Raw genomic sequence first — 22,285 nt, forward strand, 5'->3', positions numbered from 1 at the left:
TCAGTGTCCGAGCGAGTCGAGCACCTTCGACAGTTCGTCGGCGAATCCGAGTCGCGCGGCGATCATGCCGATCTGCTCGTCGGCGTAGAGGTCGGTGTCGCCGACGATCACGCCCATCACCGCGTCGGGAAGCCCGAGGTCGGAGAGCACGCCGAGGTCGCCTTCCTCCCACGGGTCGATGTCGTCGAGCTCGTCGTCGTCGAGATCGGGGACGTCGACGTTGATGGCATCGAGGACGTCGGCCGCGATGTCGTAGTCGATCGCGGCGGTCGCGTCGGAGATCAGCAGTCGTGCACCGCCGGGGGCCGGGCGGACGACGATGAAGAATTCGTCGTCGATGTCGAGGAGTCCGAACACGGCACCCGCTGCCCGCAGCTCACGCAATTGCGTCTCGGCGGCGGACAGGTCGGTCAGGGCGAAGTCGTCGAGCGCCTTCACCTTCCAAGCGGCATCCTCGCGGACCACGGCTACCGCGAAACCCTCGATGTCGTCGATCGCTTGCTGCTTGTTGGGATCCGAAACCCCAGCGCCGGCACCTGCCATGACGCTCACGGTAGTCCAGAATCGACGCCCGCCCCAATCCCCTTCCGACTCTGGCCGCCCACACTCCGTCGGCACACGCTCCGGGACCCGCGACCGATGTGCGAATCTGGACCTTGTGACCGCAGACAAGCAGGGCAGCCAACCGCAGACCGCGCAGCAATCACAGGCGACGTCGACGACTCGACGACCGGTCTGCATCCTCGGCCTCGGACTGATCGGCGGGTCGTTCATGCAGGCCCTGGCGGCGGCCGGGCGCGACGTGTTCGGCTACAACCGCTCCGAGGGCACCGTCGACGCGGCGTCGAATTCTGGATACGACGCCTCGTCGGACCTGGTTGCGACGCTGCGACGCGCGGCAGCCGACGACGCCGTCATCGTGCTGGCCACCCCGGTCACGACGATCGAGCCGCTGCTGACTGCGATCGCCGAGACGGCACCGCGATGCCTGCTCACCGATGTCATCAGCGTGAAACAGGCTGTGGCAGAAAAGGTTTCCAGACTTCACCCACACGCACGCTATGTGGGCGGACACCCGATGGCCGGGACGAGTCGGTCCGGATGGGACGCATGCGATCCGACGCTGTTCACCAATGCGATGTGGATGGTCACCACATCCGACGACACCGACGCCGACGATTGGACCGCGGTGGCAGAGCTCGCGCTGCAGGTGTCAGCGATTGTCGTACCCGCGGCACCCGACGCACACGACAGGGCCGTGGCGGCGATCTCGCATGTTCCGCACCTGCTTGCCGCCGACACCGCCGCCGTGGGCGCGGGAGAGAGCAACCTCGCACTTCGTCTGGCAGCCGGCAGTTTCCGGGACGGGACGCGCGTGGCCGCGACCGAACCCGCACTACAGCGCGCCATGATCGAGGCCAACGACATCGCCGTACTGAACGCACTCAGCGAGGCGATCGACCGTCTCGTCCAGGCACGCGACGAATTGCGCGACTCGGGCAGCGTTGCCGCGCTGATCGACGACGGGCACCGCGCACGCATGGCCTACGAGGAAATGGCCGCGCGGGGTCGGGAGCCCATCGTCGGGGTCAGCGTAGGCGCACACGGCTGGGCGTCGGACATGCGCAAACAGGCCCACGAGGGTCGGGTCTGGCTGGGGTGACCTCTCAGACGCGCTCGGCCAGTCCCGAGTAGTTGACGACGAATCCGTTGTCGTCGACGGTGATTTTCGCGGTCGCCACCGGCGACACGACGTCGATGCCGTCGGGCCCGGAGGTGTAGTGCATCCGCGCAGGCTTGACCTCGCCGGTCGGCAGGTAGACATAGGCCACCGGGATCTCGACGTCGGTCGGAGCTGTGGTCAGGCCGAATCGACGGATGGGCAGCGCGTTGAACATCGGCGACATGGCCAGATCGACGTCCTGCGCGCCGTCGAAGTCACTGCGAATCGTGTCTCCGTTGGTGCGCACGAGCCAGAGGTTCTCGTCGTCGTGAGAGAGTCCGAGTTGGCTCTCGCCACTCTCCCGGAGGAGGTGGATGGAGAGTCGCTTGGTGATTCCCGCGTCGTTGGTGATCAGCTCGTACGACGCGGAGAACGCCTCGTTGTCGGCGGTTGCCGCCGAGATGATGCGACCGTATGCCTTGATGCGCAGTCCGGACACGTGCAGGCGCACCTGCTCGAGTCTGTCGACTCCGACACCACGCCAGGTGATCATCGTCTTGTACTCCCGAACCGGAGCGGTATCGACCGATCCGCCGCTCGCCGCGGTGTCGTGATCAGGGGCTGGGGTTGTACTCACGCGTATACGGTAGCGAGCGAGAGGCCGCGACACACATCGGATGGCGGTCTCCACCACTTCGTTACGGTCAGGCGCGGCAGGTGGCGGTGCGTCGGGACGACCCGGCGTTGACCCGATCGATCGAGACGCTCTGGCCGTCGACCTTGATCTCGCACGACGCCGAGCTGTTCAGCCCGGCCAGGACCAACAGTCGTAGCGGCGCCGATCCCGCGGTGAACTCGAGGTGCCATGTTGGCGGCGGCGTGAACTCGCTGCGCAGGCCGACGTCGTCGACGTAGAGGATGGTTCCGCTGCCCTCGATGGTCGCATCGTAGGTGACGGATCGGCCCGCGGTGTCGCTGTCGCGCGGTGCAGGCGTCGCGCCGGGCGGGACCATCGGGTTGTTGGGTTGCTGCTGCTGGGGCGGGACGTCGGGGGTGGTGGGATCGACGAGCGTCAGGGTCGCAGGCGCGTCCTGGGACTGCGCGTCGGATTGTCGGATCAGCGAGAAACCGTAGAACACCAAACCGAGAACGACGGCCGCGACCAGCGCGAACACCACCCCCGTGCCGAACCTGCCCGGCGACTTCGGCTGACGCCGCTCGTCGTCGAATCTTGATGGGCCGGGTTCTGTAGGGCCGGGTGGGGGCGCTCCGGCGCCTCCCGACTGCGGTGTGACGCCTGCGGGAGCCTGGGGTCCGGCGGCTGCACGCGAGGGCTGCTGGCCGGGAACGAACCGCGGCGTGCCGTCGGGGGCGAAGCCGAGCGGCGGGTAGAGGCCAGGCATCAACGGCGCGCGATAGAGGTCCTCGGGCCGTGGCCCCGCCTCCTGCTGTCCCATGCTGACGCTCCCGTCTCGACATCGTGATCCCGACCATCCCTGATCCCGACGATCCCTGATCCCGACCATACGGACCGCTACGACAACACGACGGCCGGCCACGGGCATCGCGCCCGCGGCCGGCCGTCGTGGGTGGTCAGGTGTGCTCGGTCAGACGGTGTTCTGCATGCTGACTCCGTCAGACGGTGTTCTGCAGGGGCGCGAACTTGAAACGCCCATCCTCGAACAACAGCGGGTACAGCAAGCCGCCGATGATGCCGCCGACGAGAGGTGCAACCCAGAAAACCCACAACTGTCCCGGTGCGCCGTTGCCGTTGAAGAAGGCGACACCCGTCGAGCGCGCCGGGTTGACCGACGTGTTGGAGATCGGGATCGAGATGAGGTGAATCAGCGTCAGGCTCAAGCCGATTGCCAAGGCGCCCATACCCTTTGGTGCGCGGACGTCCGTCGCACCGAGCACGACGATCAGGAAGAACGCGGTCAGCAGGATTTCCGCCACGATGACCGCGGCAAGTGTGTAGTTGCCGGGGCTGTGCTCGGCGTAGCCATTGGCAGCCATATTTCCTTCACGCGACCACCCCGGTTTGCCCGAGGCGATGCCCCACAGCGCGAGTCCCGCGAGCAGACCGCCGACGATCTGCGCGACCCAGTAGCCCGGTAGGTCGCGCCACGGGGTACGTCCGCCGACGCAGGCACCGAGCGTGATGGCGGGATTGAAATGCCTCCGGAGATGTGACCGAGGGCGTACGCCATCGTGACCACGGTGAGACCGAAGGCGAGGGCGACGCCGAGGTAGCCGACACCCACCTGAATTCGGGTGCCGGTGTCGTCACCGACAGCCACCTCTTTCGCGGCAAAGATCGCGGTACCGCAACCGCCGAAGACCAGCCAGAACGTGCCGAACAACTCGGCAGTGATTTTTGCAATGGGCGAAGGCATAGAGTTCCTCTCGTCGTACGACCCAGGACCGAAATGTCACATCAAGCACTTGCGCCACTTCAGTAAATCACCCATGATTGCGGATTCTCAGTGTCCGATTCACAACAGTGACCTCGGCGAGACCGCGTGCAGACCTGGCACCGGGACGCCGGACGAGACCCGTCGACGACAAACTCCCCGCCACCGAGTACCGGTGACGGGGAGTTGTGTGGTGCGCCCGTAGGGATTCGAACCCCAAACCTTCTGATCCGTAGTCAGATGCTCTATCCGTTGAGCTACGGGCGCGTAGCGTTATTCAGTTCTCCGCGGTCGAGGCAGACTGCGGTGGCGGAGGCGAGAGGATTTGAACCTCCGGTCCCGTTTTAGCGAGACAACTCATTAGCAGTGAGTCCCATTCGGCCGCTCTGGCACGCCTCCTTGGCGGAGTCCTTTCGAACTGCCGAGTGGAAAGATTACACACGGTCGTCAGTCGGAAGCAAACCGCGAGCTAGTCGGCACGACGACCTGCACAGACGGCCCCTGACGGAGGCGTCGCGGAGAACGCGCAAACGTCGCCTCACATGAGCCGGTTTCGGCACGCGCGTACCCGCGTCCTACATTTGACGTGTGAGTTTCCGCCTTCGCCTCCACCTCGAAGAACTGCCCGTCTACGTGCCCGGTGCAACGTTTCCCGGCGCGATCAAACTCGCGAGCAACGAGGTGACGTTTGGCCCGTTGCTCAGCGTCGAGCAGGCCATCACCGATTCGCTGCAGACCATCAACCGTTACCCCGACAACGGCATGGTCGAGTTGACGGCCTCACTCGCCAAGCGTCTGGGCGTCACCGAGGATGAGATCCAGGTCGGCTGCGGCTCGGTCAGCCTCTGTCAGAACCTCGTGACCATCACCTGCGAGCCGGGCGACGAGGTCTTGTTCGGCTGGCGGTCGTTCGAGACCTATCCGCTGGCAACCCGTCTCGTCGGAGCCGTGCCGGTGCAGATCCCACTGACCGACGAGCTCAGCTACGACCTACCCGCGATGGCCGACGCGATCACCGACCGCACCCGCCTGATCTTCGTCTGCAACCCGAACAACCCGACGGGCACCATCGTCGACGCCGACAGCCTGCGGACCTTCCTGGCCAAGGTGCCCAGCGACGTCGTCGTCGCTCTCGACGAGGCGTACTTCGAGTACGTGCGGCCGTCGCAGACTCAGGCGTACGACGCCATCGAACTGCACCGCGAGTACCCCAATCTGGTTGTGCTGCGGAAATTCTCGAAGGCGTACGGACTCGCGGGGCTGCGCGTCGGATATGCGATCGCACATCCCGAGGTGATCACCGCGCTCGGCAAGGCCCACGTACCGTTCTCCGTGAACTCGGTGGCTCAGGCCGCGGCCGTCGCAAGCCTCGACGCCGACGACGAGCTACTCGCGCGCACCGAGGCGATCGTCAGCGAGCGCACCAGAGTCGCAGACCGGTTGCGCGACATGGGATATCGCGTCCCGGCCACGCAGGCGAACTTCGTCTGGATCGAACTCGGCGACGCGACAACTGATTTCGCCGACGCCGCGCGCGACGCAGGCGTGATCATCCGACCCTTCGCCGGCGACGGCGTACGCGCGACCGTCACCGAGGCCGACGAGAACGACGCCTTCCTGAGCTTCGCCACCCGCTGGGCCGAGGACCACTCGGTCGGCTAGGGCATTCCCGAGCGGCGGCTCAGTACAGGCCGCGCGAGACGGTGCGCCAGGCGGCGGGAAGGTCTTGCTCCCAGTAGGCCCAGGTGTGCGTGCCGATCAGGCGGAAGCCGTCGGTGTAGGGCACGTTGTTGGCGCGCATCGTCGCGGCGAACTCCAGCGAGCAGCGGTAGGCGCCCAGCTCCAGCGCCGACGACGACGCCGTCACGGCCTCGGGTGGGCCCTCGTCGGGTTCGATGCGACGCTGCAGATCGAGTGGGCCGATCGCGCCGGATCCGGCGGCCAAGAAGATGTTCTTGCCGCGCAGCGCGTCGAGATGCTTGGCCGGATCGTGAGCGTCCCAGCCCGCCGAACCGAACGGTCCCCACATATTCGTCGCGTCGCCCCCATCGCGACCGACGGTCGTGCGCACGTAGGCCTCGTTGGCGGCGCCGGAGACCGGCGGGCAACCCGAGAGTGAGGCGAGTCCGCTGTAGGTCGACGGGTGACGGATGGTGAGCGCGAACGCCGCCTGGCCGCCCATCGACAGGCCGATGACCGCGTTGCGGCCGTTGCCGTCGAACTGCTTGTTGATCAGCGGGGGGAGTTCCTTGGCGAGGAAGGTTTCCCACATGGGTTGTCCCACTTTGGGATCGTGCTTCTGCCAGTCGGTGTAGAAGCTGCCCTTACCGCCGGTCGGCAGCACCACGTTGACGTTCTTGCCTGCAAAGAAGCGGCCCGCGTGGCCCTTGGTGATCCAGTCGCTCACGTCGCCCTCGGCTCCGGCGCCGTCGAGCATATAGACGGTCGGCCGCGGGCCTGACGCGTCCGCGGGGGTCAGCACCGACAACTTGATCTTCGTCTTCATCGACGGCGACGTGACCCAGATGTCGGTTCTGAGCGGTCCGAGTTTCTGAACCTTCGCGATCTTCGCGACGGGCACGGGTGCCGCGTTCGCGGCGGGAACACCGGTGAGTAGCGCGGCACATCCGGCAAGCGCGGTCGCGAGTACTGCAGATCGCCGAAGCACCGATCCACTACCTTCCGTACGCCGACGCGCAGCCGCGATTCTCCAACGCCCAGCCATGCAACGGTCTCCTCGAACTCTTCGGAGCGCGCCGACCGTTGATGGTCGGGCGCTCGCAGCAGTGCGCATCTTCTTCAACAGCGCATCGTTATTGTCTAGACGGCCCGCAATCAGTGGGTTCCCCTCCCACTGCGGCCGGTGTCGTCCACAGGGTACGTGTCGATCCTGGCAATCGACATCCCCGAACCGCCTTCACGCAACGTCGACATAGGGTTGTTATTTGTGACGACACCAAAGAATCCGGACAGTTCGGCGAAGCCTGCAGGTGAACGCGGTCTCGGTGTCCGAGACTTCGCATTCGTCGCCGAGGTCCCCGTGCGGTGGTCGGACATGGATGCGTTCGGTCACATCAACCACGCGCGGATGGTCACCCTCATGGAGGAGGCGCGCATCCAATGGTTGGTCATGGCAACCACCCTGGCCGCCGAAGCCGACACCCCGACCGGGTCGCAGGCCGAACTGATCAAGAGCGCAATGATCGTCCACGTCGAGATCAGATATCAGAGCCAACTACGGCACGACGATTCGCCGCTGCGAATTGGCATGTGGATCAAGGGTTTTCGATCGGTCGACTTCACCATCGGTTATGAGATCCGCGGCGCGCACGCCGAGGACGACTCCAAACCCGCCTGTGTCGCGAGCACCCAGATGGCCGTCGTCGACGTGGCGGCACACTCACTTCGACGGCTGAGCAGCGTCGAAAAAGATCACCTGCGGTCTTGGTCGCGCGCCTGAAACGACGCGGTCAGGACGGCTCGTAGCGGGCGGGAAGCTCGCGCGGCACGGCAGGTGAGATCCGAGCGATGTTGCCCTCGAGGACGTCGCGGTAGATACGCAACTGCTCCTCGCCGCTGCGCACCTGCTCGCTCAGGCGTTTGGCGTTGTCGACGGAGATCTCCCGGTCGCCCGACCTGGCGATGAGCGCGTCGATCCGGTCGTCGATGGTTGCGGCCCTGTTGTATTCAGACAGGATCTGCAGTTCGACGGCGGCCGACTCGACGACGTGCGCGACGTCGCCGAGCGCCTGCACACGGTCGATGAGTTCGGTCCAGACCGGCCGCAACACCGTTTCGCGACGGTCGATCTGGGCGGCGAACGAGGCGTCGAATCCGCCGTTGCGCTTGGCGCGGTCGAGGTCGATCCGCACGGAGCGCAGCGCGATGACGTCGGCGACGATCTCGGCGAGTTCGGCGTGCAGATTGACCTGCGTGCGCTGCACGGCGAAATGGTCCGACCGCCAGGCCGGATTGCGCATGATGCGGTCGTAGTAGTGGGCGGCGAGAAACATCAGCGTCTCGTAGCCGTCGACGAAGTTCGCCACCCCGGACAGCGGTGAAGCGGGGGTCCTCGGCGACGCGGGAGTGCCGTCGACTGCGGCAACGCGGTTGGCCCACTCCCCCGCCTGCGGATACCCCGAGCGTGCGGCGACCTGTCCGACGACGCCCGCGATCCGTTCCACAGCCGCCGTTCCCGCACGGCGCATCGGATTCGATGTGTTCACGTTCGGGGTCGGTGTGCAGAGCAGTCCGGCGAACAGCCGCTCGCGTTCCTCGATCTCGAGGTACACGTTCTCCCGACGCTCCCTCCGGATGGCGCGCGTACTACCTGCGAAGACGCCCTTCGCGGTCACGATCAGCTTGCGCGAGTCGTCGCGCCGACGCAGCAGCCCGTTGAGACGGCCGCGCATCAGCGTCACGACCATTCCGGGCACCATCGGGGCGTCGAGTTGGCTTTCGAGCTGGACGATCGCCCGCTGGAGTCGACGCAGCTCGCCGAAACCCGCAGGCAGCGTCGGCACAGGTAGTCCGGAAGAAATCCGGCGAACCAGGATCGCCCGACCCGCAGGCGTGAGGTACCCCGACGCCACGAGTAGTGCGGCGGCATCGGAGAGTTCGGGGCGCTCACCCGCGATGGCCGATCGCTCACACCAACTGCGGATCTGCGCACTGCTGTCGCCACCCCGCTGGGCCGCGCTCTTGTCGATCATCGTCGTAACGCCTTCGATTCGGGACTGTCTGGCGAGCGGGAGTGGTTCCCCGGCTCCGCCGCGTTCCCAGATTCTACCTGCGCAATTCGGGTGCCCGGGGCGTCGTCGCACGCCACAGGGGTCGGGTCGCGCGGTGCAACAACCACGCGACCGGGATGCTGATCGCGGTAGTCACCACGAACGCCACGACGACATTGCCGCTGAATACGCGGTAGTTCAGCAGATCCATGACCACCTCGAGTACGAGTACGTGCACGAGGAAGAACTCGTAGGAGATCTCGCCGAGCCACACGACGGGTCGGCTCCCGCACAGCCGAGCCCACGGCGACGACTGGTCGGTGGCGGTGAGCGGACCCACCATCCCGACGGCGATGACGAGGTAGAGCAGATGCTTGACGATCGTGGCCGACGCCGTGCTCGGCGTGATCGTCGGCTCACCTGCCAGCGGCAGACCCGACACGAGGAACGCGGCAGCCGCGGCCGCGGGCCAGAACCAGGTGTTCCACTTCGCGACGAGGGGCGCGCAGACCGCAAGGACCATGCCGGCGATAAACCATCCGAGGAAGGCGGGTGCCCAGAGTCGGGCCGTCGGATCGGCGTCGGGATTTCCGTCGACGAGCACCGCCCACACCGGACTCACCAGCCCGATCACGAGCAGGCCACCGATGAGTAGATCCGGTCGCCAGCGGCGTCGACACACGACGACGATCAGCAGCCATGCGATCACCGGCAGCAGCAGGTAGAACACGACTTCTGCTGCGAGACTCCACATCTGGGTCAGGCCGGCATGCAGGTGGCCGATGCCGTAGACCTGCGTCAGCGTCATGTTGCGCCAGAAACCCGACCAGCCGACGCCCGTCACCACGGCCTCGCCACCCGGCGAATACCAGCCGTAGACGAGGTAGACCGCGATCACCGTGATCCAGTACGCGGGCAGGATTCGGCGTGCGCGATGCCAGAAGTAGCGCCGCGTCGACGGTGGGCCCGAGCCCTTCTGCAGCGGTCGAATCCACTCCGAGAACAGCAGGAACCCCGAGAGTACGAAGAAGATGGCGACGCCGACCTCGAACCGCGAGAACAGGCGCCCGACGTAGTCGTCGGTGTAGTTGCCGGTCCAGAACGCCGCATGTGTCAGGCAGACCGCGGCCGCGGCCGGCGCACGCACTCCGGTGAGCGACGGGATGCGGTGGGCCATGGGCCGATCCTGCCAGGTCGGGCGAGCGCGGCAGCGTCGAGGACCTCTCGCCGCGTGGCAGGATGACGTCATGGGAGACGAGCGCATCCAGGGTCAGATCTGGCGCGACGGCAAGAAGGTCGACGGGTTCTCGCTCGAATCGGTCTCCGACCACATCGGCGAATCCGACACCGTCGTGTGGGCCGATCTGCAGTGCCCGAGCCATGAGACGCTCTCTTCGCTCGCAAACGAACTCGGGTTGAACAAGTTCGCCATCGAGGACACGATCTCGGCCGCCGAGCGCGTGAAGACCGTCACCTACAGCGACCACACCTTCATCATGGTGTACGGCATCGAGATGAAACCTCCTGCGGCACAGGATGTTCGACGCCCCGACAGCGATCCTGACGATGACTCCGACGACCCACCACCCCCGCGATCCGGGGCCACTGTCAACAACGGGCAGAATCAGCGCGCCAAATCCTTTACATTGCACCGCATCTCGATATTCATCAAGGACAACGCCCTGATCACGGTGCGTATGCATCCGGGCGACGGCATCAAGACCGTGGTGGAGCGCTGCGAGGACACGCACGCCGCGGCGTTCGGCATCGGCGGGCTGCTCTATGTGGTGCTCGACGTCGTCGTCGACGGTCACTTCGACGCGGTGCAGGTACTCGACGACCAGATCGAGGAGCTCGAGGACTACCTCTTCGACGAGTCGGTCCCCAATGTGAGCCTGCAACGTCGGACGTACGACCTGCGCAAGGATCTCGTGGTGCTGCGGCGGGTGGTGCTCCCGATGCGCGAGGTGGTGGGCACCATCCAGCGGCACCGCTACCAGGATCGTGGAGAGCACGCGGCAGAGCTCGATCCCAACTACTCCGACCTCTACGACCATGTGCTGCGCGCCGCCGAGTGGACCGAGTCACTGCGCGACATGCTCAGCAGTGTCTTCGAGACGAACCTCTCGCTGATGGACGCGCGGCTCAACACCGTGATGAAGAAGTTGACCGCGTGGGCCGCCATCATCGCTGTGCCGACCCTCATCACCGGCTACTACGGACAGAACGTGCTGTTCCCCGGATACAGCACGTCGTGGGGTGTCTGGGTCAGCGCGATCCTGATCGTCGGATCGGTCATCGTGCTCTACATCAACTTCCGCAAGCGCGACTGGCTGTAGTCGCCCGGTCTGGTCACGCGGGGTGTGGTCACGCGGGGTGTCGGGCGTGCGACACGCTCGAATTGGAATCTGAAACCTCTTGTCCCGTATTGTTTTCGACGTGCTCTCCAGAACTGCCGACGCTGTCGTGACCGAAAACACTGCCACCCCGTGTGAGTGGTGCTCCTCCACCGATGACGTCGCGGAGTTTCGCGACGAACTGCGCTGCGCCAGGTGCCGCGAGCTCGAGGAGACGATCACCGAGGCGCGCAAGTTCTTGGGTTTCTACGGCCTGCGCCCGCTCGGCGGCTCCGTGGAATGCGACGACGAGGAGGAGCGTGAGCACCGGGTCGGCGCTCGCGACGCGTACACCGAGTTGAACGCGATCCGCACGAGTACCCCCGCCCCTCGACCCATGCGATCCGCATCGCGGGCCGCTGCGGGCACTGTGAAGTCAAGCGCTGTGAAGTCGAGCGCCGTGAAGAGCACGGGCGACAAGGCGAGCACGGCGACCACGAGTCCGACACGACGCAACGACGTCTCGCGGCCCGATCGGGCGGAGCTTCTCAGCCGCGCCGAGGGCCTGCTGAGCGAACTCACCGACATCGACGCACGCCTGGCCGCCGCCGAGCAGGAATCGGGACTCTCCGCCAAGGCCCGCATCGCCGACCTGACCTCGCGCCGCGAATACGTGCTTCGCACCCTCGCCGCGCTCGAGAAGGCTCAGCGCGCGATGTCGCCGGCCTGACGACCACCGGTACGTACACAACTCGTACCTGAGCGGACCGCCGAGGAGATTATTGTGATGGCGCCGCGCTCACGACCGAGTTGTGTACGCGCTCGCGCTGATCGAGCCGCCCCCTCGCTGCTCGAGCGCCTGGCCGCTGATCGAGCCTGTCGAGATCACCCCTCGCTGATCGAGCCGCCCCCTCGCTGATCGAGCCACCCTCGCTGATCGAGCCTGTCGAGATCACCCCTCGCTGATCGAGCCACCCTCGCTGATCGAGCCTGTCGAGATCACGCCCCGCACGCTGGAGTGCCCGCGGATGCGGCGCTGCACCAGGTGAGCGGGCCGCCGGTGTCGCCGAGGCCCTTAGTCACCAGGGTCGGGCCGCCGTGGGCGCCGGTCGACAGATCGCCGCTGACCGTCTCGCCCTTCGAAATATCGCCGACACCCTCGCCGGATTTGACGATCAGGTCACCGATCGTGATCGTGATGCCCATTCCGCGCCGCGTCCAGGTGACCGACCACTTCTCGGTGTTCAGCGCGCCTGAGCCCATGAGTAGTGTGCCCGTCTGATCTCCTGCGAGGTCGAGCGAACTGGCGTGTCGCGTCCAGTCACCCACGAACGCCGACGATCCGACGCCGTGCCCGGGAGGCAGCGGCCGCGCGGTCTGGCTTCCACCACCAGAAGCCTGCGTGGCGCCACCGTCCTGAGAGTCCGACTTCTCGACAGCAGTGCCGGAGTCGGCCTCCTCCGCACCTGATGTGGTCGACGCAGGCATCGTCGTGGTGACAACGACGGTCGGCATCGAAGTTGTTGCGGATGGAGTGTCGTCGGGGTTGCAGCCCGCCACGGACAGCGCTACTGCGGCCGCGGCCAAAGTCGTTGCAGTCCACCGGTATCGCATGATGTTCCCTGTCCCGGGCGATCGGGCGACCGTCCTCTTACCCGGTTATTCGACACCGACGGCCCCGGCGGTTACCAGCAGTCGCACGACCGAATGACGCCGAAACCTCGACAGTCCGGTGCCCACCCGCGCCACGGCTACGGCGTGGGGCCCGCCTTGTGTCCCACCGGCGGCCGCACGCACTGCACCCAGTTGACCACTAGTGCGATGTGGCACAGCGCGGCCACCAAGAGTCCCAACGAAGTCTGTTGGCGCGCAGTCTGATCGGCCCAGTAGCCCAGAATCGAGATCGGCACCGCGACAGCGCTCACCGCCGCCGCGATCCAGCAGGGCGCGAAGCGTCGAACAATCACCGCGACCATGGACAGCACCACCGCGGCGGCACCGAAGACGACCGCGAGTTGCGAGAGCGGCGTCGACCTTCCGGTCAGTGCGGTCACGGCGCTCACGCCGGCAAGCACCACCACGGCCACCCAGACAGCGGCGACCGCACGCCCGCGGAGCGGAACCTCTGCCATGACCCTGCGTTCGATTCCGCGAAGGGAATCGGCGAGCCGTGGGTCCAGTTCGTCGCGGTCTACACCTCTCCCGTCGTCGCGCATCCCACCAGTGTCCACCGCAAGGACTCGGGGCGCAGGACCCGGGTGCGCATTGCAGGCGAATCCCACCAAAGCTCGACACATACAACCGATCAGTTGTATGTTCGTGTGGTGAGCACAGCGACGGAGGATCGAGCAGACGCACTGTTCCACGCGCTTGCCGACCGGACCCGCCGCGACATCATGCGGCGTGTGCTCGCGCAGGAGCAGTCGGTGTCGACACTTGCCGCCGACTACGACATGAGCTTCGCCGCCGTACAGAAACACGTCGCGGTGCTCGAGCGCTCCGGACTGCTGACCAAGCGTCGCCGAGGGCGTGAACAACTCGCCTCCGGCGACGTCGAGGCCGTGCGCGCCGTGTCGGACCTACTCGACGAGCTCGAGCAGGTCTGGCGGGGCCGCATCGACCGAATCGACGCATTACTTGCTGTCGACGACACCACGTCGACGCCTTCCAACGACAAGGATTGAGACAATGCCCGTCATCGACGTCACCAAGAATCTCGACGACCGATCGATCACCATCACAGCCGAGTTCGCCGCTCCGGTGGAACGCGTCTGGCAGATCTACGCCGATCCGCGCCAGCTCGAGAAGGTCTGGGGCCCACCGGAATACCCCGCGACATTCGTCGATCACGACTTGGCGCCGGGCGGGCGTGTCACGTACTACATGACGGGCCCCGACGGCGAAAAGTACGCGGGCTACTGGCTCGTCGACGCCGTCGACAAGCCGTCGAGCTTCACCTTCCGCGACGGCTTCGCCGACGAAGACTTCACGCCGATCGAGTCACTTCCGTTGTCGCACAACGCATACTCGTTCACCGACAGGGACGGCCGCACGGTGGCCACCTACGTGAGCACCTACGAAACGGTTGAGGGACTGCAGAAGGTCCTCGACATGGGTATGGCCGAGGGCGCGACGCAGTCTCTCAACCAGATCGATCAGTTCCTGGCCGAATGACCGCGCGACCTCAGCGCTTGCGTGTCAAGACGAACTTGGCGATGACCTTGTTGCCCTGATACTGCGAGCCGGCATATCCGTTGCGCGTCTTGTACATCTTGAGTCCGTTGCCCTGGCCGAAACTGACGTACTCGTACTTGCCAACGGTTGTGATGGGGTAGCCGCGGAAGCTGGGGGTGACACCAAACCGGTGATTGCGAACCGTCGAGTCCGAGCACCACGGCACCGGAACGTGAAAACCCTGGAACTCGGTGTTGCAGTATCGGTACGTACCAGGAGTGACGTCGGCGTGCGCCTCTCCGCCGCCCACGAGAACGCCTGTGGCAGCGGCGCCGCCGATCAATGCACTTGCCATCACCTTCTTCACAGGCCGGAATTGTGCCATACGGTCTCAGCGATCACGCGCACGCGTCGTTCGCCGGAACGAGGTTCAGTTGCGTGGGACGCAGGGGTACAAAAATGCCCCTCTGGATCCCACGCAACGTGGACTCATCTGCGGAAGCGGAGGGATTTGAACCCCCGGTGGTTTTACCCACGCTCGCTTTCAAGGCGAGTGCATTCGGCCGCTCTGCCACGCTTCCCTGCCGAAAAGGGTACGTGACCCGCAGCGTGAGACCAGCATCAGCCCACGGACCCGCCCGGCCGGTGGACTTCGTCAGCCTGTTCCCTCATCAGCCCACGCGCAGCAGCACCTTGCCGATCGCGTCGCCGCTGTTGAGTCGTTCGTGGGCGGCCTGGGCGTCGGCGAGCTCGAACACGGAGTCGGTCACCGGCACCACCGAGCCCGCCTCGATCAACGGCCAGGTACGCGCGTGGGTCTTCTCGACGATCGCCGCTTTGCCGTCTGCTCCGGTCACCGGCCTCGAGCGCAACGCGGTGCCGTAGACCGAGAGTCGTTTGGAAATCATTGCGCCGATGGGCAATTCACCCTTGACGCCACCCTGCATACCGATGATGACCAGGCGTCCCCCGGTCGCGAGAGCTTTCACGTTGCGCGGCAGGTAAGCCGCGCCGATGATGTCGAGGATCACGTCGGCGCCACCGTGCCCGGAGATCACCTCGACGAAGTCCTCCGACGAGTAGTCGATGAGGATCTCGGCCCCGTACTCCGCCGAGCGCGCCAGCTTCTCCCTCGTTCGCGCCGTCACCGCGACCCTGGCCCCCAACGCGCGACACAACTGCGTCGCATGGGTGCCTATTCCGCTCGAGCCACCGTGAATGAGGACCAGCTCGTCCAGCTGTAGATGCGCCGTGAGCAGCAGGTTCGAGACCACCGTGCACGCAACCTCGGGTAGCCCCGCAGCCTCGATCAGGTCCACATTCGACGGCTTCGGCAGCAGCTGCACGGCCGGAACCGCCACCAACTCGGCGTACCCGCCGCCCGCAAGCAGGGCGCATACCTCGTCGCCGACGGACCACCCCGTGACCTCAGAACCCAATTCGACGATCCTGCCCGACACCTCGAGACCGAGAATGTCCGACGCCCCCGGCGGCGGTGGATACAGGCCCTGCTTCTGGAGCAGGTCGGCGCGGTTCACGCCCGCTGCCGCGACCTCGATGAGCACCTCGCCGGGTCCCGGCGTCGGATCGGGTACTTCGGCGACAGACAGTGTGGCTGTTTCGGAGTCGACGGTGATTGCACGCATGCCATCGATGCTGCCCGAAAGTGGCGTCGAAGGGGTGTAACCGTCACGACCAGGAGCCGCGGACCTTCCGCATGGCGAGGCAGATGGTGGTGAAGTCGTCCTCACCCAGGACGTCGACGACGTACTCGCGCACCACTCCGTCGCGCACCCGTGAGATGCGGGCCAGCGTGCCGCGACCGGTGTCGGTGATGCGGACGAGTCGGTGTCTGCCGTCGAGGTCAGAGCGCACCCGGACAACATCGCCGGTGTCGATCAGCCTGCCGACCTGACGAGATACGGTGCTGACGCCCATGTGCACGGTCGCGGCGAGTTCGCTGATGCCGAACTGCTCACGCGTCGCGAGGACCTCGAGGATGCGCAGATCGGTTGTAGTCCAACCGTTCGCGCCGAACGTACTGTTCACCTGGGCCATCAGGGCCCATCCGCCGTCTACGAACGACTGCCAGAGCTCGACCTGGTCGGTGGTCAGCTCCGGCGTACCGGGCGTGTGTGTGCGCGGTTCGGGGTCGTTCACATTAGTCAACTTAGTATGCGTTGTCGCTAAACGCGAAACCGTGTGGATCGGTCGACCCACACGCCATACGCTGCGACGTTGGTCTAACCGAATGACCCGAGAGTTCTGACCAAATGGTCAACTTCGTACGGCGTCGAATACGGCCCGAGACCGACGCTCACGGCGCCGCCGAAGTCGCTCGCGCCCATACGCGTCAGTGCCCGGCATGGAAGGTCGGCGAGCGCGCAGATCCCGTTGTCGGAGAGTCGTCGGACGACCTTGTCGGCCGAGACCTGATCGACGGTGAAACTGAGCGTCGGGACGCGGTTGCCTGGAGTCCCGACAACCGAGACCTGGCTGAGCTGTTCGAGCGTCGTCGTGAGGTAGACCATCAGGCGTTCGAGGTACTCGCTCACCGCGTCGAGGGAGGCGACGAGTCGTCGACGCCTCTTGCCGATCGCGTCGGCGTCGAGCGAGGCGAGGTGTTCGATCGATGCGACGAGCCCGGTCAGTAGTCCACCCTGCAGCGGTTCGAGTTCGAGACGCGCGGGCCCGACCGCGCGCGGGTCGACCGACATCGGAACGAGCCGTTCGATGACCTTGGGATCCCGGAACACCATCGCCGCGACTCGCGGGCCGCCCCACCGTTCTGCGGACACCACGAGCACGTCGGCACCGAGTTCGTCGATGTCGAGCGGCATGTAGGGCGCAGCATTCGTCGCATCGACAACCAGCATCGCGCCGCGTGCGTGGGCGAAGCGGGCGATGGCGGGGATGTCGGTGATCGCACCGAGCGTCGACGACGCCAAGGTCACGGCCACGACGGCCGTCCGCGCGCCGATGAGGTTCTTGTACTGCCACGCGGGCAGCTCGCCGGTCTCGATGTCGAGCTCTGCCCACCGCACAGAACCGCCATAACGTCCGACGACCCGCAGCCACGGCACGATGTTCGGTTCGTCGTCGGCATGACTCACGACGACGTCGCCGCCGAGCCAGGTGTTGGGGGCGATCGACTCCGCGAGCGACCACACGAGCGCCGATCGGGAGGGCCCGAGAACAACACCCGCGGCCTGTGCGCCGACGAGATCGGCGACCGCTCGGCGTGCGCCGTCGATGGCTTCGGTGGTGCGGACCGCGCCCGGATAGACCCCGCCCGGCGCTGCGCCGAGCTGCCGGAACCCGGACGAGACCGCACTGGCAACGGAGTCGGGGATCAGCATTCCGGCCTGGGCGTCGAGGTGAATCCAGCCGTCGCCGAGCGAGGGGAACAGTCCTCGCACCGCGGCGACGTCGAGACTCATGCCAGTCACGATAGACGGCCCGCACACGGGCTTCGGACGGGTTGCCGCCGAACGCGGCGCGACGGCGGCGTTGCGGCGTCCTCGTGGCGTCGACAGCAATACCGACTGGCCTCGGGGGCAATGCCGACGACTGGTGACGAGTGTCGGTGGCTTTCGGCACAATGGGTCACATGGCTAGCGAAGGAACGTCGTCCGGAGCATTTGATCCCCGTGGTTTCGGTTCGCCGGCAACCGGTGACGAGAGCATCGTGGTTGTCGGACCTGACGACCACACGAGCGGGAAAGAAGCCGAATCCAAAGACAGTGTTGCCGACATGGTCGAGCAACCCGCCAAGGTCATGCGCATCGGCACGATGATCAAGCAACTGCTCGAAGAAGTGCGGGCAGCTCCGCTCGACGAGGCGTCGCGCAACCGGCTCCGCGAGATCCACCAGACGTCGATCAGCGAACTCGAAGACGGCCTTGCCCCCGAGCTACGTGAAGAGCTCGAACGACTTGCACTCCCCTTCTCCGACGACTCGACCCCGTCCGACGCCGAGCTGCGTATCGCGCAGGCACAGCTCGTCGGGTGGCTCGAGGGACTGTTCCACGGAATCCAGACGGCGTTGTTCGCCCAGCAGATGGCCGCACGTGCGCAACTCGAGCAGATGCGACAGGGCGCTCTGCCTCCCGGAATCGTGGGTCCAGGTGGGCCGGGAGGCCCCGGCGGCGGGCCGAGCACCGGTCAGTACCTCTGAGTATCGAGTCGCGCACTCCTCGCTCGACACCGCCCGTTCCGGATCGTCGAACCGCGCGCTTGTATGCTGAATCCCCGTGTCAGCGGTAGTCAACGAGCGGGAAGTTCCGCCACCACCCACGACGTCGGATTCGAGGTCGTTGCGGCGTGCGTTCAAGGACCTCTCGGACGGACTTCGCGCGCGCGAGCTCTGGGCGCTTCTCGGATGGCAGGACATCAAACAGCGCTATCGCCGTTCGGTGCTCGGTCCGCTGTGGATCACTATCGCGACCGGCATTACGGCCGTCGCGATGGGTCTGCTGTATTCGCAGCTGTTCGACGAGGACATCACCACGTTCCTGCCGTACGTGACCCTCGGCTTCATCTTCTGGGGCTTCATCGAGGGATCGATCCTCGACGGCTCAGAGGTATTCGCCAAGAACGAGGGGCTGATCAAGCAGATCCCGTCGCCGCTGTCGGTGCACGTCTACCGACTCGCGTGGCGACAGCTCATCATCTTTGCGCACAACATCGTCATCTACCTGGTGCTGCTCGCGATCTTCTGGAAGCACATCCACCTGAGCTGGACCGTCGTGCTGATCATCCCGGCGATGATCCTGTTCGTCATCAACAGCGTCTGGGTCGCGATGGTCTTCGGCATCCTGACGACCCGATTCCGCGACATCGGTCAGCTACTCAGCACCGCGGTGCGCCTGGTGTTCTTCATGACGCCGATCATCTGGAGCGCGTCGTCGCTGCACAAGGTGACCGGCGAGGGATCATCACGGGCACGGATTGTCGAGATCAACCCGATGTACCACTACCTCGAGATCACGCGCGGTCCGCTGCTCGGCGAATCGGTGGCCTTCTACCACTGGGCCATCGTCATCGGCTGCACCGTCGCGGGATGCCTTCTCGCCCTGTTCATCATGCGCAATTACCGCGCCCGAGTTCCGTATTGGGTGTGAGTCGTGACCAGCTCCAAACAGACTGAGACCAAGAACGACGCCGTCCGCGTCGACACCTGGGACGCCTGCGTCGACTTCCCCATCTTCGACGCCAAGACGCGCTCGCTGAAGAAGTCGGTGCTCGGAGCCGCGGGCGGCGTGATCGGTGCCAATGCGTCGAACGTCGTGGTTGTCGAGGCACTCAAGAACATCAACCTGCACCTCGAGCACGGCGACCGTGTGGGGCTCGTCGGTCACAACGGTGCCGGTAAGTCGACGCTGCTGCGGCTGCTGTCGGGCATCTACGAACCGACGCGCGGCTCGTGTCGGGTCAAGGGTCGGGTCGCTCCGGTCTTCGACCTCGGCGTCGGCATGGACCCGGAGATCTCCGGCTACGAGAACATCCTGATCCGCGGCATGTTCCTGGGCGTGAGCCGCAAGGAGATGCTGAGCAAGACCGACGAGATCGCGGAGTTCTCCGAGCTCGGCGACTACCTCAACATGCCGCTGCGCACCTACTCGACCGGTATGCGCGTGCGCCTCGCGCTGGGTGTGGTGACCAGCATCGATCCCGAGATCCTGATCCTCGACGAGGGCATCGGCGCGGTCGACGCGGAGTTCATGAAGAAGGCGCGCACACGGCTGCAGTCGCTGGTCGAGCGCTCGGGCATTCTGGTCTTCGCCAGCCACTCCAACGAGTTCTTGGCGCAGCTGTGCGACCGCGCCCTCTGGATCGACCACGGCGAGATCCGGATGGACGGCGGGATCGAGGAAGTGGTCGGTGCCTACGAGGGCCCGACCGCTGCCGCGCACGTGCGCGAGGTGCTCGACGAGATGCATCGGACCGACGGCAAGTCCGCATGAGCGACACCACGGGCTCGACATCGCATGTCAGCGCCTCGCGTGTGACTGCCTCGCGTGTCATTGCAGTGGTGGTGACGCATCGGCGGGCGGAGTTGCTCGCCGAATCGCTTGCCGTGGTCTCGGCACAGTCGCGACCTGTCGACCACCTCGTCGTCGTCGACAACGGGAACGAGCATCAGGTAGCTGAACTCGTTGCCGCGCAACCCATTCCGACAACCTACGTGGGTTCACAGCGCAACCTCGGGGGTGCGGGCGGGTTTGCACTCGGCATGTTGACCGCGCTGTCGCTCGGCGCCGATTGGGTGTGGTGCGCCGACGATGACGGACGCCCGGAAGGCAGTGAGGTGTTGTCGACGCTGCTCGACTGCGCCGCGCGTCATCGGCTCGACGAGGTCTCGCCCGTCGTCGTCAACATCGACGACCCCGACACACTCGCCTTCCCGCTACGCCGCGGAGTGGCGTGGCGGCGCAAGCGGTCAGAGCTGTTCGAGGGCGACGGCGAGCCTGCAGGCGACGACGACCTGCTGCCCGACATCGCCTCGCTGTTCAACGGTGCGCTGTTCTCAGCGCATGCGCTCGACGTGGTCGGCGTCCCCGACCTCCGGCTGTTCTTCCGCGGCGACGAGGTCGAGGTGCACCGACGCCTGGCGCGCTCCGGGTTGCGCTTCGGCACGTGCCTGACCACGGCATATCTGCACCCGTACGGCTCCGACGAGTTCCGCCCGATCCTCGGCGGCCGCATGCACACGCAGTATCCCGACAACTCGGTGAAGCGCTTCTTCACCTACCGCAACCGCGGCTTCCTGATGAACCAGCCCGGCATGCGCAAACTGCTGCCGCAGGAGTACGCGCGATTCGGCTGGTACTTCCTGGTGCAGCAGCGCGACGTCGCGGGCTTCCGCGAGTGGTTCCGGTTGCAGCAGCTCGGCCGACGCGAGCGGTTCGTGCGGCCAGACTGACGTCGACTGGGCGCTTCAGCGTGTCGAGTGGGCGCTTCAGCGTGCCGACTGGGCGCTCCGTCGCGTCGACTGGGCGCAATTCGCCGACCGCCCTCGCCGGAACTAGAACGTGTTCTACTGTGTGATCAGACACCGATCCACAGGGGAGACACATGCGGTTCACCTTCGCCGAGGCGATGACAGATCCGAGCTTCTACGCACCACTCGCCCAGGCGGCCGAGAAGGCGGGGTACGCGGGGTTCACCATTCCCGACTCGCTCGCGTATCCGGAGGAGTCCGACGCCACCTATCCGTACACCCCGGACGGCAATCGCGAGTTCCTCGACGGCAAGGCGTTCATCGAGACGTTCATCGAGGCCGCTGCCCTCGGCGCAGTTACCTCGACGATCCGCTTCACGCCGTTCGTTCTCAAACTGCCAGTGCGGCCGCCCGCGCTGGTGGCCAAGCAGGCGAGTTCCGTTGCGTACCTGACCAACAACCGCCTCGCGCTCGGCGTCGGCACCAGTCCGTGGCCGGAGGACTACGAATTCATGGGCGTCGACTTCGCCCGCCGCGGCAAGCGCATGGACGAATGCATGGACATCTTCCGCGGTCTGACGTCGGGTGAGTACTTCGAATTCCACGGCGAGTTCTACGACATCCCACGCATCAAGATGACTCCCGCACCCACCGAGCCGATTCCACTCCTCGTCGGAGGTCACGCCGACGCCGCGCTGCGTCGAGCCGTCATCAGAGGCGACGGATGGATGCACGGAGGCGGCCCCGCGGAGGAGCTCGACGCCCTGCTCGACAAGATCACCGACATCCGTAAAGCGGAGGGAAAACTCAACGACCCCTTCGAGATCCACGTCATCTCACTCGACGCCTATACGGTCGACGGATGTAAGAGGTTGGAGGACAAGGGAATCACCGACGTGATCGTCGGCTTCCGCCTGCCGTACGTGATGGGTGACGACACCGAGCCACTTGCGACCAAGATCGATCATCTGAACGCCTACGCCGAGAACGTCATCGCCAAGGTGAACGGCTGACGCACACTCGAC

24 protein-coding genes, 3 tRNA genes and 1 pseudogene are annotated in these 22,285 nt (G+C 65.7%); 12 read left to right on the forward strand and 16 right to left on the reverse strand.

The window, feature by feature from the left end:
• The gene (locus tag B3T59_RS17865) at positions 1-543 is read right to left on the reverse strand and encodes a tRNA adenosine deaminase-associated protein (RefSeq protein WP_287004570.1); all 543 of its coding nucleotides are present in this window, start codon (positions 541-543) and stop codon (positions 1-3) included.
• Between the two features lie 115 nt (positions 544-658).
• Here B3T59_RS17865 and B3T59_RS17870 point away from each other — a divergent pair, with 115 nt between their 5' ends.
• Positions 659-1,663 carry a prephenate dehydrogenase gene (locus B3T59_RS17870; RefSeq protein ID WP_251721641.1) on the forward strand — a complete coding sequence of 335 codons (1,005 nt, stop codon included), beginning with the start codon at positions 659-661 and terminating at the stop codon, positions 1,661-1,663.
• A 4-nt stretch (positions 1,664-1,667) separates the two neighbouring features.
• On the opposite strand, the gene B3T59_RS17875 is transcribed toward B3T59_RS17870, so the two are convergent.
• The 5 genes and pseudogenes from B3T59_RS17875 to B3T59_RS17895 all read right to left on the reverse strand — a co-directional run bounded on the left by B3T59_RS17875 (position 1,668) and on the right by B3T59_RS17895 (position 4,476).
• The gene (locus tag B3T59_RS17875; RefSeq protein WP_285897333.1) at positions 1,668-2,216 is read right to left on the reverse strand and encodes a putative glycolipid-binding domain-containing protein; all 549 of its coding nucleotides are present in this window, start codon (positions 2,214-2,216) and stop codon (positions 1,668-1,670) included.
• 151 nt (positions 2,217-2,367) lie between these two features.
• A complete protein-coding gene (locus B3T59_RS17880) occupies positions 2,368-3,120 on the reverse strand; it encodes a hypothetical protein (protein ID WP_287004572.1) in 753 nt (250 codons plus the stop codon).
• Between the two features lie 178 nt (positions 3,121-3,298).
• A pseudogene (gene aqpZ, locus B3T59_RS17885) lies at positions 3,299-4,059 on the reverse strand (aquaporin Z).
• 209 nt (positions 4,060-4,268) lie between these two features.
• Positions 4,269-4,344 (reverse strand) — tRNA-Arg (locus B3T59_RS17890).
• A gap of 40 nt (positions 4,345-4,384) precedes the next feature.
• Positions 4,385-4,476: transfer RNA gene (locus tag B3T59_RS17895), tRNA-Ser, on the reverse strand.
• 189 nt (positions 4,477-4,665) lie between these two features.
• Between B3T59_RS17895 and hisC the strand changes: the two genes are divergently transcribed.
• Positions 4,666-5,739 (forward strand): histidinol-phosphate transaminase, encoded by a 1,074-nt coding sequence (gene hisC, locus B3T59_RS17900; protein ID WP_287004573.1) that lies wholly within the window; start codon positions 4,666-4,668, stop codon positions 5,737-5,739.
• 19 nt (positions 5,740-5,758) lie between these two features.
• On the opposite strand, the gene B3T59_RS17905 is transcribed toward hisC, so the two are convergent.
• Positions 5,759-6,802: an alpha/beta hydrolase gene (locus B3T59_RS17905; RefSeq protein ID WP_174273073.1), complete on the reverse strand. Its 1,044-nt coding sequence runs from the start codon at positions 6,800-6,802 to the stop codon at positions 5,759-5,761.
• Between the two features lie 222 nt (positions 6,803-7,024).
• Here B3T59_RS17905 and B3T59_RS17910 point away from each other — a divergent pair, with 222 nt between their 5' ends.
• Positions 7,025-7,537, forward strand: a complete 513-nt coding sequence (locus B3T59_RS17910; protein WP_039856691.1) for an acyl-CoA thioesterase — start codon at positions 7,025-7,027, stop codon at positions 7,535-7,537.
• Between the two features lie 10 nt (positions 7,538-7,547).
• On the opposite strand, the gene B3T59_RS17915 is transcribed toward B3T59_RS17910, so the two are convergent.
• Entirely contained in the window at positions 7,548-8,789 is a 1,242-nt protein-coding gene (locus tag B3T59_RS17915; RefSeq protein WP_064864223.1) for a hypothetical protein, read from the reverse strand.
• 73 nt (positions 8,790-8,862) lie between these two features.
• Complete coding sequence (locus B3T59_RS17920) at positions 8,863-9,984, reverse strand: acyltransferase family protein (RefSeq protein ID WP_005208135.1); 1,122 nt, start codon at positions 9,982-9,984, stop codon at positions 8,863-8,865.
• Positions 9,985-10,054: 70 nt separating this feature from the next.
• Between B3T59_RS17920 and B3T59_RS17925 the strand changes: the two genes are divergently transcribed.
• Both B3T59_RS17925 and B3T59_RS17930 read left to right on the forward strand, forming a co-directional pair.
• Complete coding sequence (locus tag B3T59_RS17925; protein WP_267626536.1) at positions 10,055-11,146, forward strand: magnesium transporter CorA family protein; 1,092 nt, start codon at positions 10,055-10,057, stop codon at positions 11,144-11,146.
• A gap of 100 nt (positions 11,147-11,246) precedes the next feature.
• Positions 11,247-11,873 (forward strand): hypothetical protein, encoded by a 627-nt coding sequence (locus B3T59_RS17930; RefSeq protein WP_287004575.1) that lies wholly within the window; start codon positions 11,247-11,249, stop codon positions 11,871-11,873.
• Between the two features lie 269 nt (positions 11,874-12,142).
• On the opposite strand, the gene B3T59_RS17935 is transcribed toward B3T59_RS17930, so the two are convergent.
• Both B3T59_RS17935 and B3T59_RS17940 read right to left on the reverse strand, forming a co-directional pair.
• Positions 12,143-12,658, reverse strand: a complete 516-nt coding sequence (locus tag B3T59_RS17935) for a hypothetical protein (protein WP_231894496.1) — start codon at positions 12,656-12,658, stop codon at positions 12,143-12,145.
• Positions 12,659-12,894: 236 nt separating this feature from the next.
• Positions 12,895-13,359 (reverse strand): hypothetical protein, encoded by a 465-nt coding sequence (locus tag B3T59_RS17940; RefSeq protein ID WP_064864217.1) that lies wholly within the window; start codon positions 13,357-13,359, stop codon positions 12,895-12,897.
• A gap of 105 nt (positions 13,360-13,464) precedes the next feature.
• On the opposite strand from B3T59_RS17940, the gene B3T59_RS17945 reads away from it, so the two are divergent.
• Positions 13,465-13,827, forward strand: a complete 363-nt coding sequence (locus tag B3T59_RS17945; protein ID WP_005208154.1) for an ArsR/SmtB family transcription factor — start codon at positions 13,465-13,467, stop codon at positions 13,825-13,827.
• A 4-nt stretch (positions 13,828-13,831) separates the two neighbouring features.
• On the forward strand, positions 13,832-14,317 hold the full coding sequence (locus B3T59_RS17950; RefSeq protein WP_005208156.1) for an SRPBCC family protein: 486 nt from the start codon (positions 13,832-13,834) through the stop codon (positions 14,315-14,317).
• A 10-nt stretch (positions 14,318-14,327) separates the two neighbouring features.
• Here the strand turns inward: B3T59_RS17950 and B3T59_RS17955 are convergent, their stop codons facing one another.
• The 5 genes from B3T59_RS17955 to B3T59_RS17975 form a co-directional block, all read right to left on the reverse strand.
• Positions 14,328-14,702: a hypothetical protein gene (locus B3T59_RS17955; protein WP_231894495.1), complete on the reverse strand. Its 375-nt coding sequence runs from the start codon at positions 14,700-14,702 to the stop codon at positions 14,328-14,330.
• A 111-nt stretch (positions 14,703-14,813) separates the two neighbouring features.
• Positions 14,814-14,898, reverse strand: a tRNA-Ser gene (locus B3T59_RS17960).
• A 90-nt stretch (positions 14,899-14,988) separates the two neighbouring features.
• Positions 14,989-15,963 carry an NAD(P)H-quinone oxidoreductase gene (locus B3T59_RS17965; RefSeq protein WP_005208160.1) on the reverse strand — a complete coding sequence of 325 codons (975 nt, stop codon included), beginning with the start codon at positions 15,961-15,963 and terminating at the stop codon, positions 14,989-14,991.
• A 43-nt stretch (positions 15,964-16,006) separates the two neighbouring features.
• Positions 16,007-16,477, reverse strand: coding sequence for a MarR family winged helix-turn-helix transcriptional regulator (locus tag B3T59_RS17970; RefSeq protein ID WP_287004578.1), 471 nt, complete (start codon positions 16,475-16,477; stop codon positions 16,007-16,009).
• An 83-nt stretch (positions 16,478-16,560) separates the two neighbouring features.
• Entirely contained in the window at positions 16,561-17,757 is a 1,197-nt protein-coding gene (locus B3T59_RS17975; RefSeq protein WP_005208164.1) for a cysteine desulfurase-like protein, read from the reverse strand.
• Between the two features lie 170 nt (positions 17,758-17,927).
• On the opposite strand from B3T59_RS17975, the gene B3T59_RS17980 reads away from it, so the two are divergent.
• The 5 genes from B3T59_RS17980 (at position 17,928) to B3T59_RS18000 (ending at position 22,273) form a co-directional block, all read left to right on the forward strand.
• Positions 17,928-18,494: a bacterial proteasome activator family protein gene (locus tag B3T59_RS17980; RefSeq protein ID WP_039856711.1), complete on the forward strand. Its 567-nt coding sequence runs from the start codon at positions 17,928-17,930 to the stop codon at positions 18,492-18,494.
• A gap of 76 nt (positions 18,495-18,570) precedes the next feature.
• Entirely contained in the window at positions 18,571-19,440 is an 870-nt protein-coding gene (locus B3T59_RS17985) for an ABC transporter permease (RefSeq protein ID WP_039856694.1), read from the forward strand.
• A gap of 3 nt (positions 19,441-19,443) precedes the next feature.
• Entirely contained in the window at positions 19,444-20,283 is an 840-nt protein-coding gene (locus B3T59_RS17990; RefSeq protein ID WP_005208170.1) for an ABC transporter ATP-binding protein, read from the forward strand.
• The gene (locus tag B3T59_RS17995; RefSeq protein WP_005208173.1) at positions 20,280-21,242 is read left to right on the forward strand and encodes a glycosyltransferase; all 963 of its coding nucleotides are present in this window, start codon (positions 20,280-20,282) and stop codon (positions 21,240-21,242) included. The genes B3T59_RS17990 and B3T59_RS17995 overlap by 4 nt, the downstream gene beginning before the upstream one ends.
• A gap of 152 nt (positions 21,243-21,394) precedes the next feature.
• Positions 21,395-22,273, forward strand: coding sequence for a TIGR03619 family F420-dependent LLM class oxidoreductase (locus B3T59_RS18000; protein WP_005208174.1), 879 nt, complete (start codon positions 21,395-21,397; stop codon positions 22,271-22,273).
• Positions 22,274-22,285: the final 12 nt, after the last annotated feature.

The sequence above is a fragment of the Gordonia sp. UBA7860 genome (assembly GCF_002500165.1).
GTDB lineage: Bacteria > Actinomycetota > Actinomycetes > Mycobacteriales > Mycobacteriaceae > Gordonia > Gordonia sputi.

Excerpts from the sequence above, each read along its gene's own strand:
- B3T59_RS17955 (WP_231894495.1), bottom strand. The coding sequence starts at position 14,702 with ATGGCACAATTCCGGCCTGTGAAGAAGGTGATGGCAAGTGCATTGATC.
- B3T59_RS17950 (WP_005208156.1), top strand. The coding sequence starts at position 13,832 with ATGCCCGTCATCGACGTCACCAAGAATCTCGACGACCGATCGATCACC.
- B3T59_RS17875 (WP_285897333.1), bottom strand. The coding sequence starts at position 2,216 with ATGATCACCTGGCGTGGTGTCGGAGTCGACAGACTCGAGCAGGTGCGC.
- B3T59_RS17980 (WP_039856711.1), top strand. The coding sequence starts at position 17,928 with ATGGCTAGCGAAGGAACGTCGTCCGGAGCATTTGATCCCCGTGGTTTC.
- B3T59_RS17905 (WP_174273073.1), bottom strand. The coding sequence starts at position 6,802 with ATGGCTGGGCGTTGGAGAATCGCGGCTGCGCGTCGGCGTACGGAAGGT.
- B3T59_RS17965 (WP_005208160.1), bottom strand. The coding sequence starts at position 15,963 with ATGCGTGCAATCACCGTCGACTCCGAAACAGCCACACTGTCTGTCGCC.
- B3T59_RS17935 (WP_231894496.1), bottom strand. The coding sequence starts at position 12,658 with ATGCCGACCGTCGTTGTCACCACGACGATGCCTGCGTCGACCACATCA.
- B3T59_RS18000 (WP_005208174.1), top strand. The coding sequence starts at position 21,395 with ATGCGGTTCACCTTCGCCGAGGCGATGACAGATCCGAGCTTCTACGCA.
- B3T59_RS17880 (WP_287004572.1), bottom strand. The coding sequence starts at position 3,120 with ATGGGACAGCAGGAGGCGGGGCCACGGCCCGAGGACCTCTATCGCGCG.
- B3T59_RS17925 (WP_267626536.1), top strand. The coding sequence starts at position 10,055 with ATGGGAGACGAGCGCATCCAGGGTCAGATCTGGCGCGACGGCAAGAAG.
- B3T59_RS17940 (WP_064864217.1), bottom strand. The coding sequence starts at position 13,359 with ATGCGCGACGACGGGAGAGGTGTAGACCGCGACGAACTGGACCCACGG.
- B3T59_RS17995 (WP_005208173.1), top strand. The coding sequence starts at position 20,280 with ATGAGCGACACCACGGGCTCGACATCGCATGTCAGCGCCTCGCGTGTG.
- B3T59_RS17975 (WP_005208164.1), bottom strand. The coding sequence starts at position 17,757 with ATGAGTCTCGACGTCGCCGCGGTGCGAGGACTGTTCCCCTCGCTCGGC.
- B3T59_RS17865 (WP_287004570.1), bottom strand. The coding sequence starts at position 543 with ATGGCAGGTGCCGGCGCTGGGGTTTCGGATCCCAACAAGCAGCAAGCG.
- B3T59_RS17920 (WP_005208135.1), bottom strand. The coding sequence starts at position 9,984 with ATGGCCCACCGCATCCCGTCGCTCACCGGAGTGCGTGCGCCGGCCGCG.
- B3T59_RS17915 (WP_064864223.1), bottom strand. The coding sequence starts at position 8,789 with ATGATCGACAAGAGCGCGGCCCAGCGGGGTGGCGACAGCAGTGCGCAG.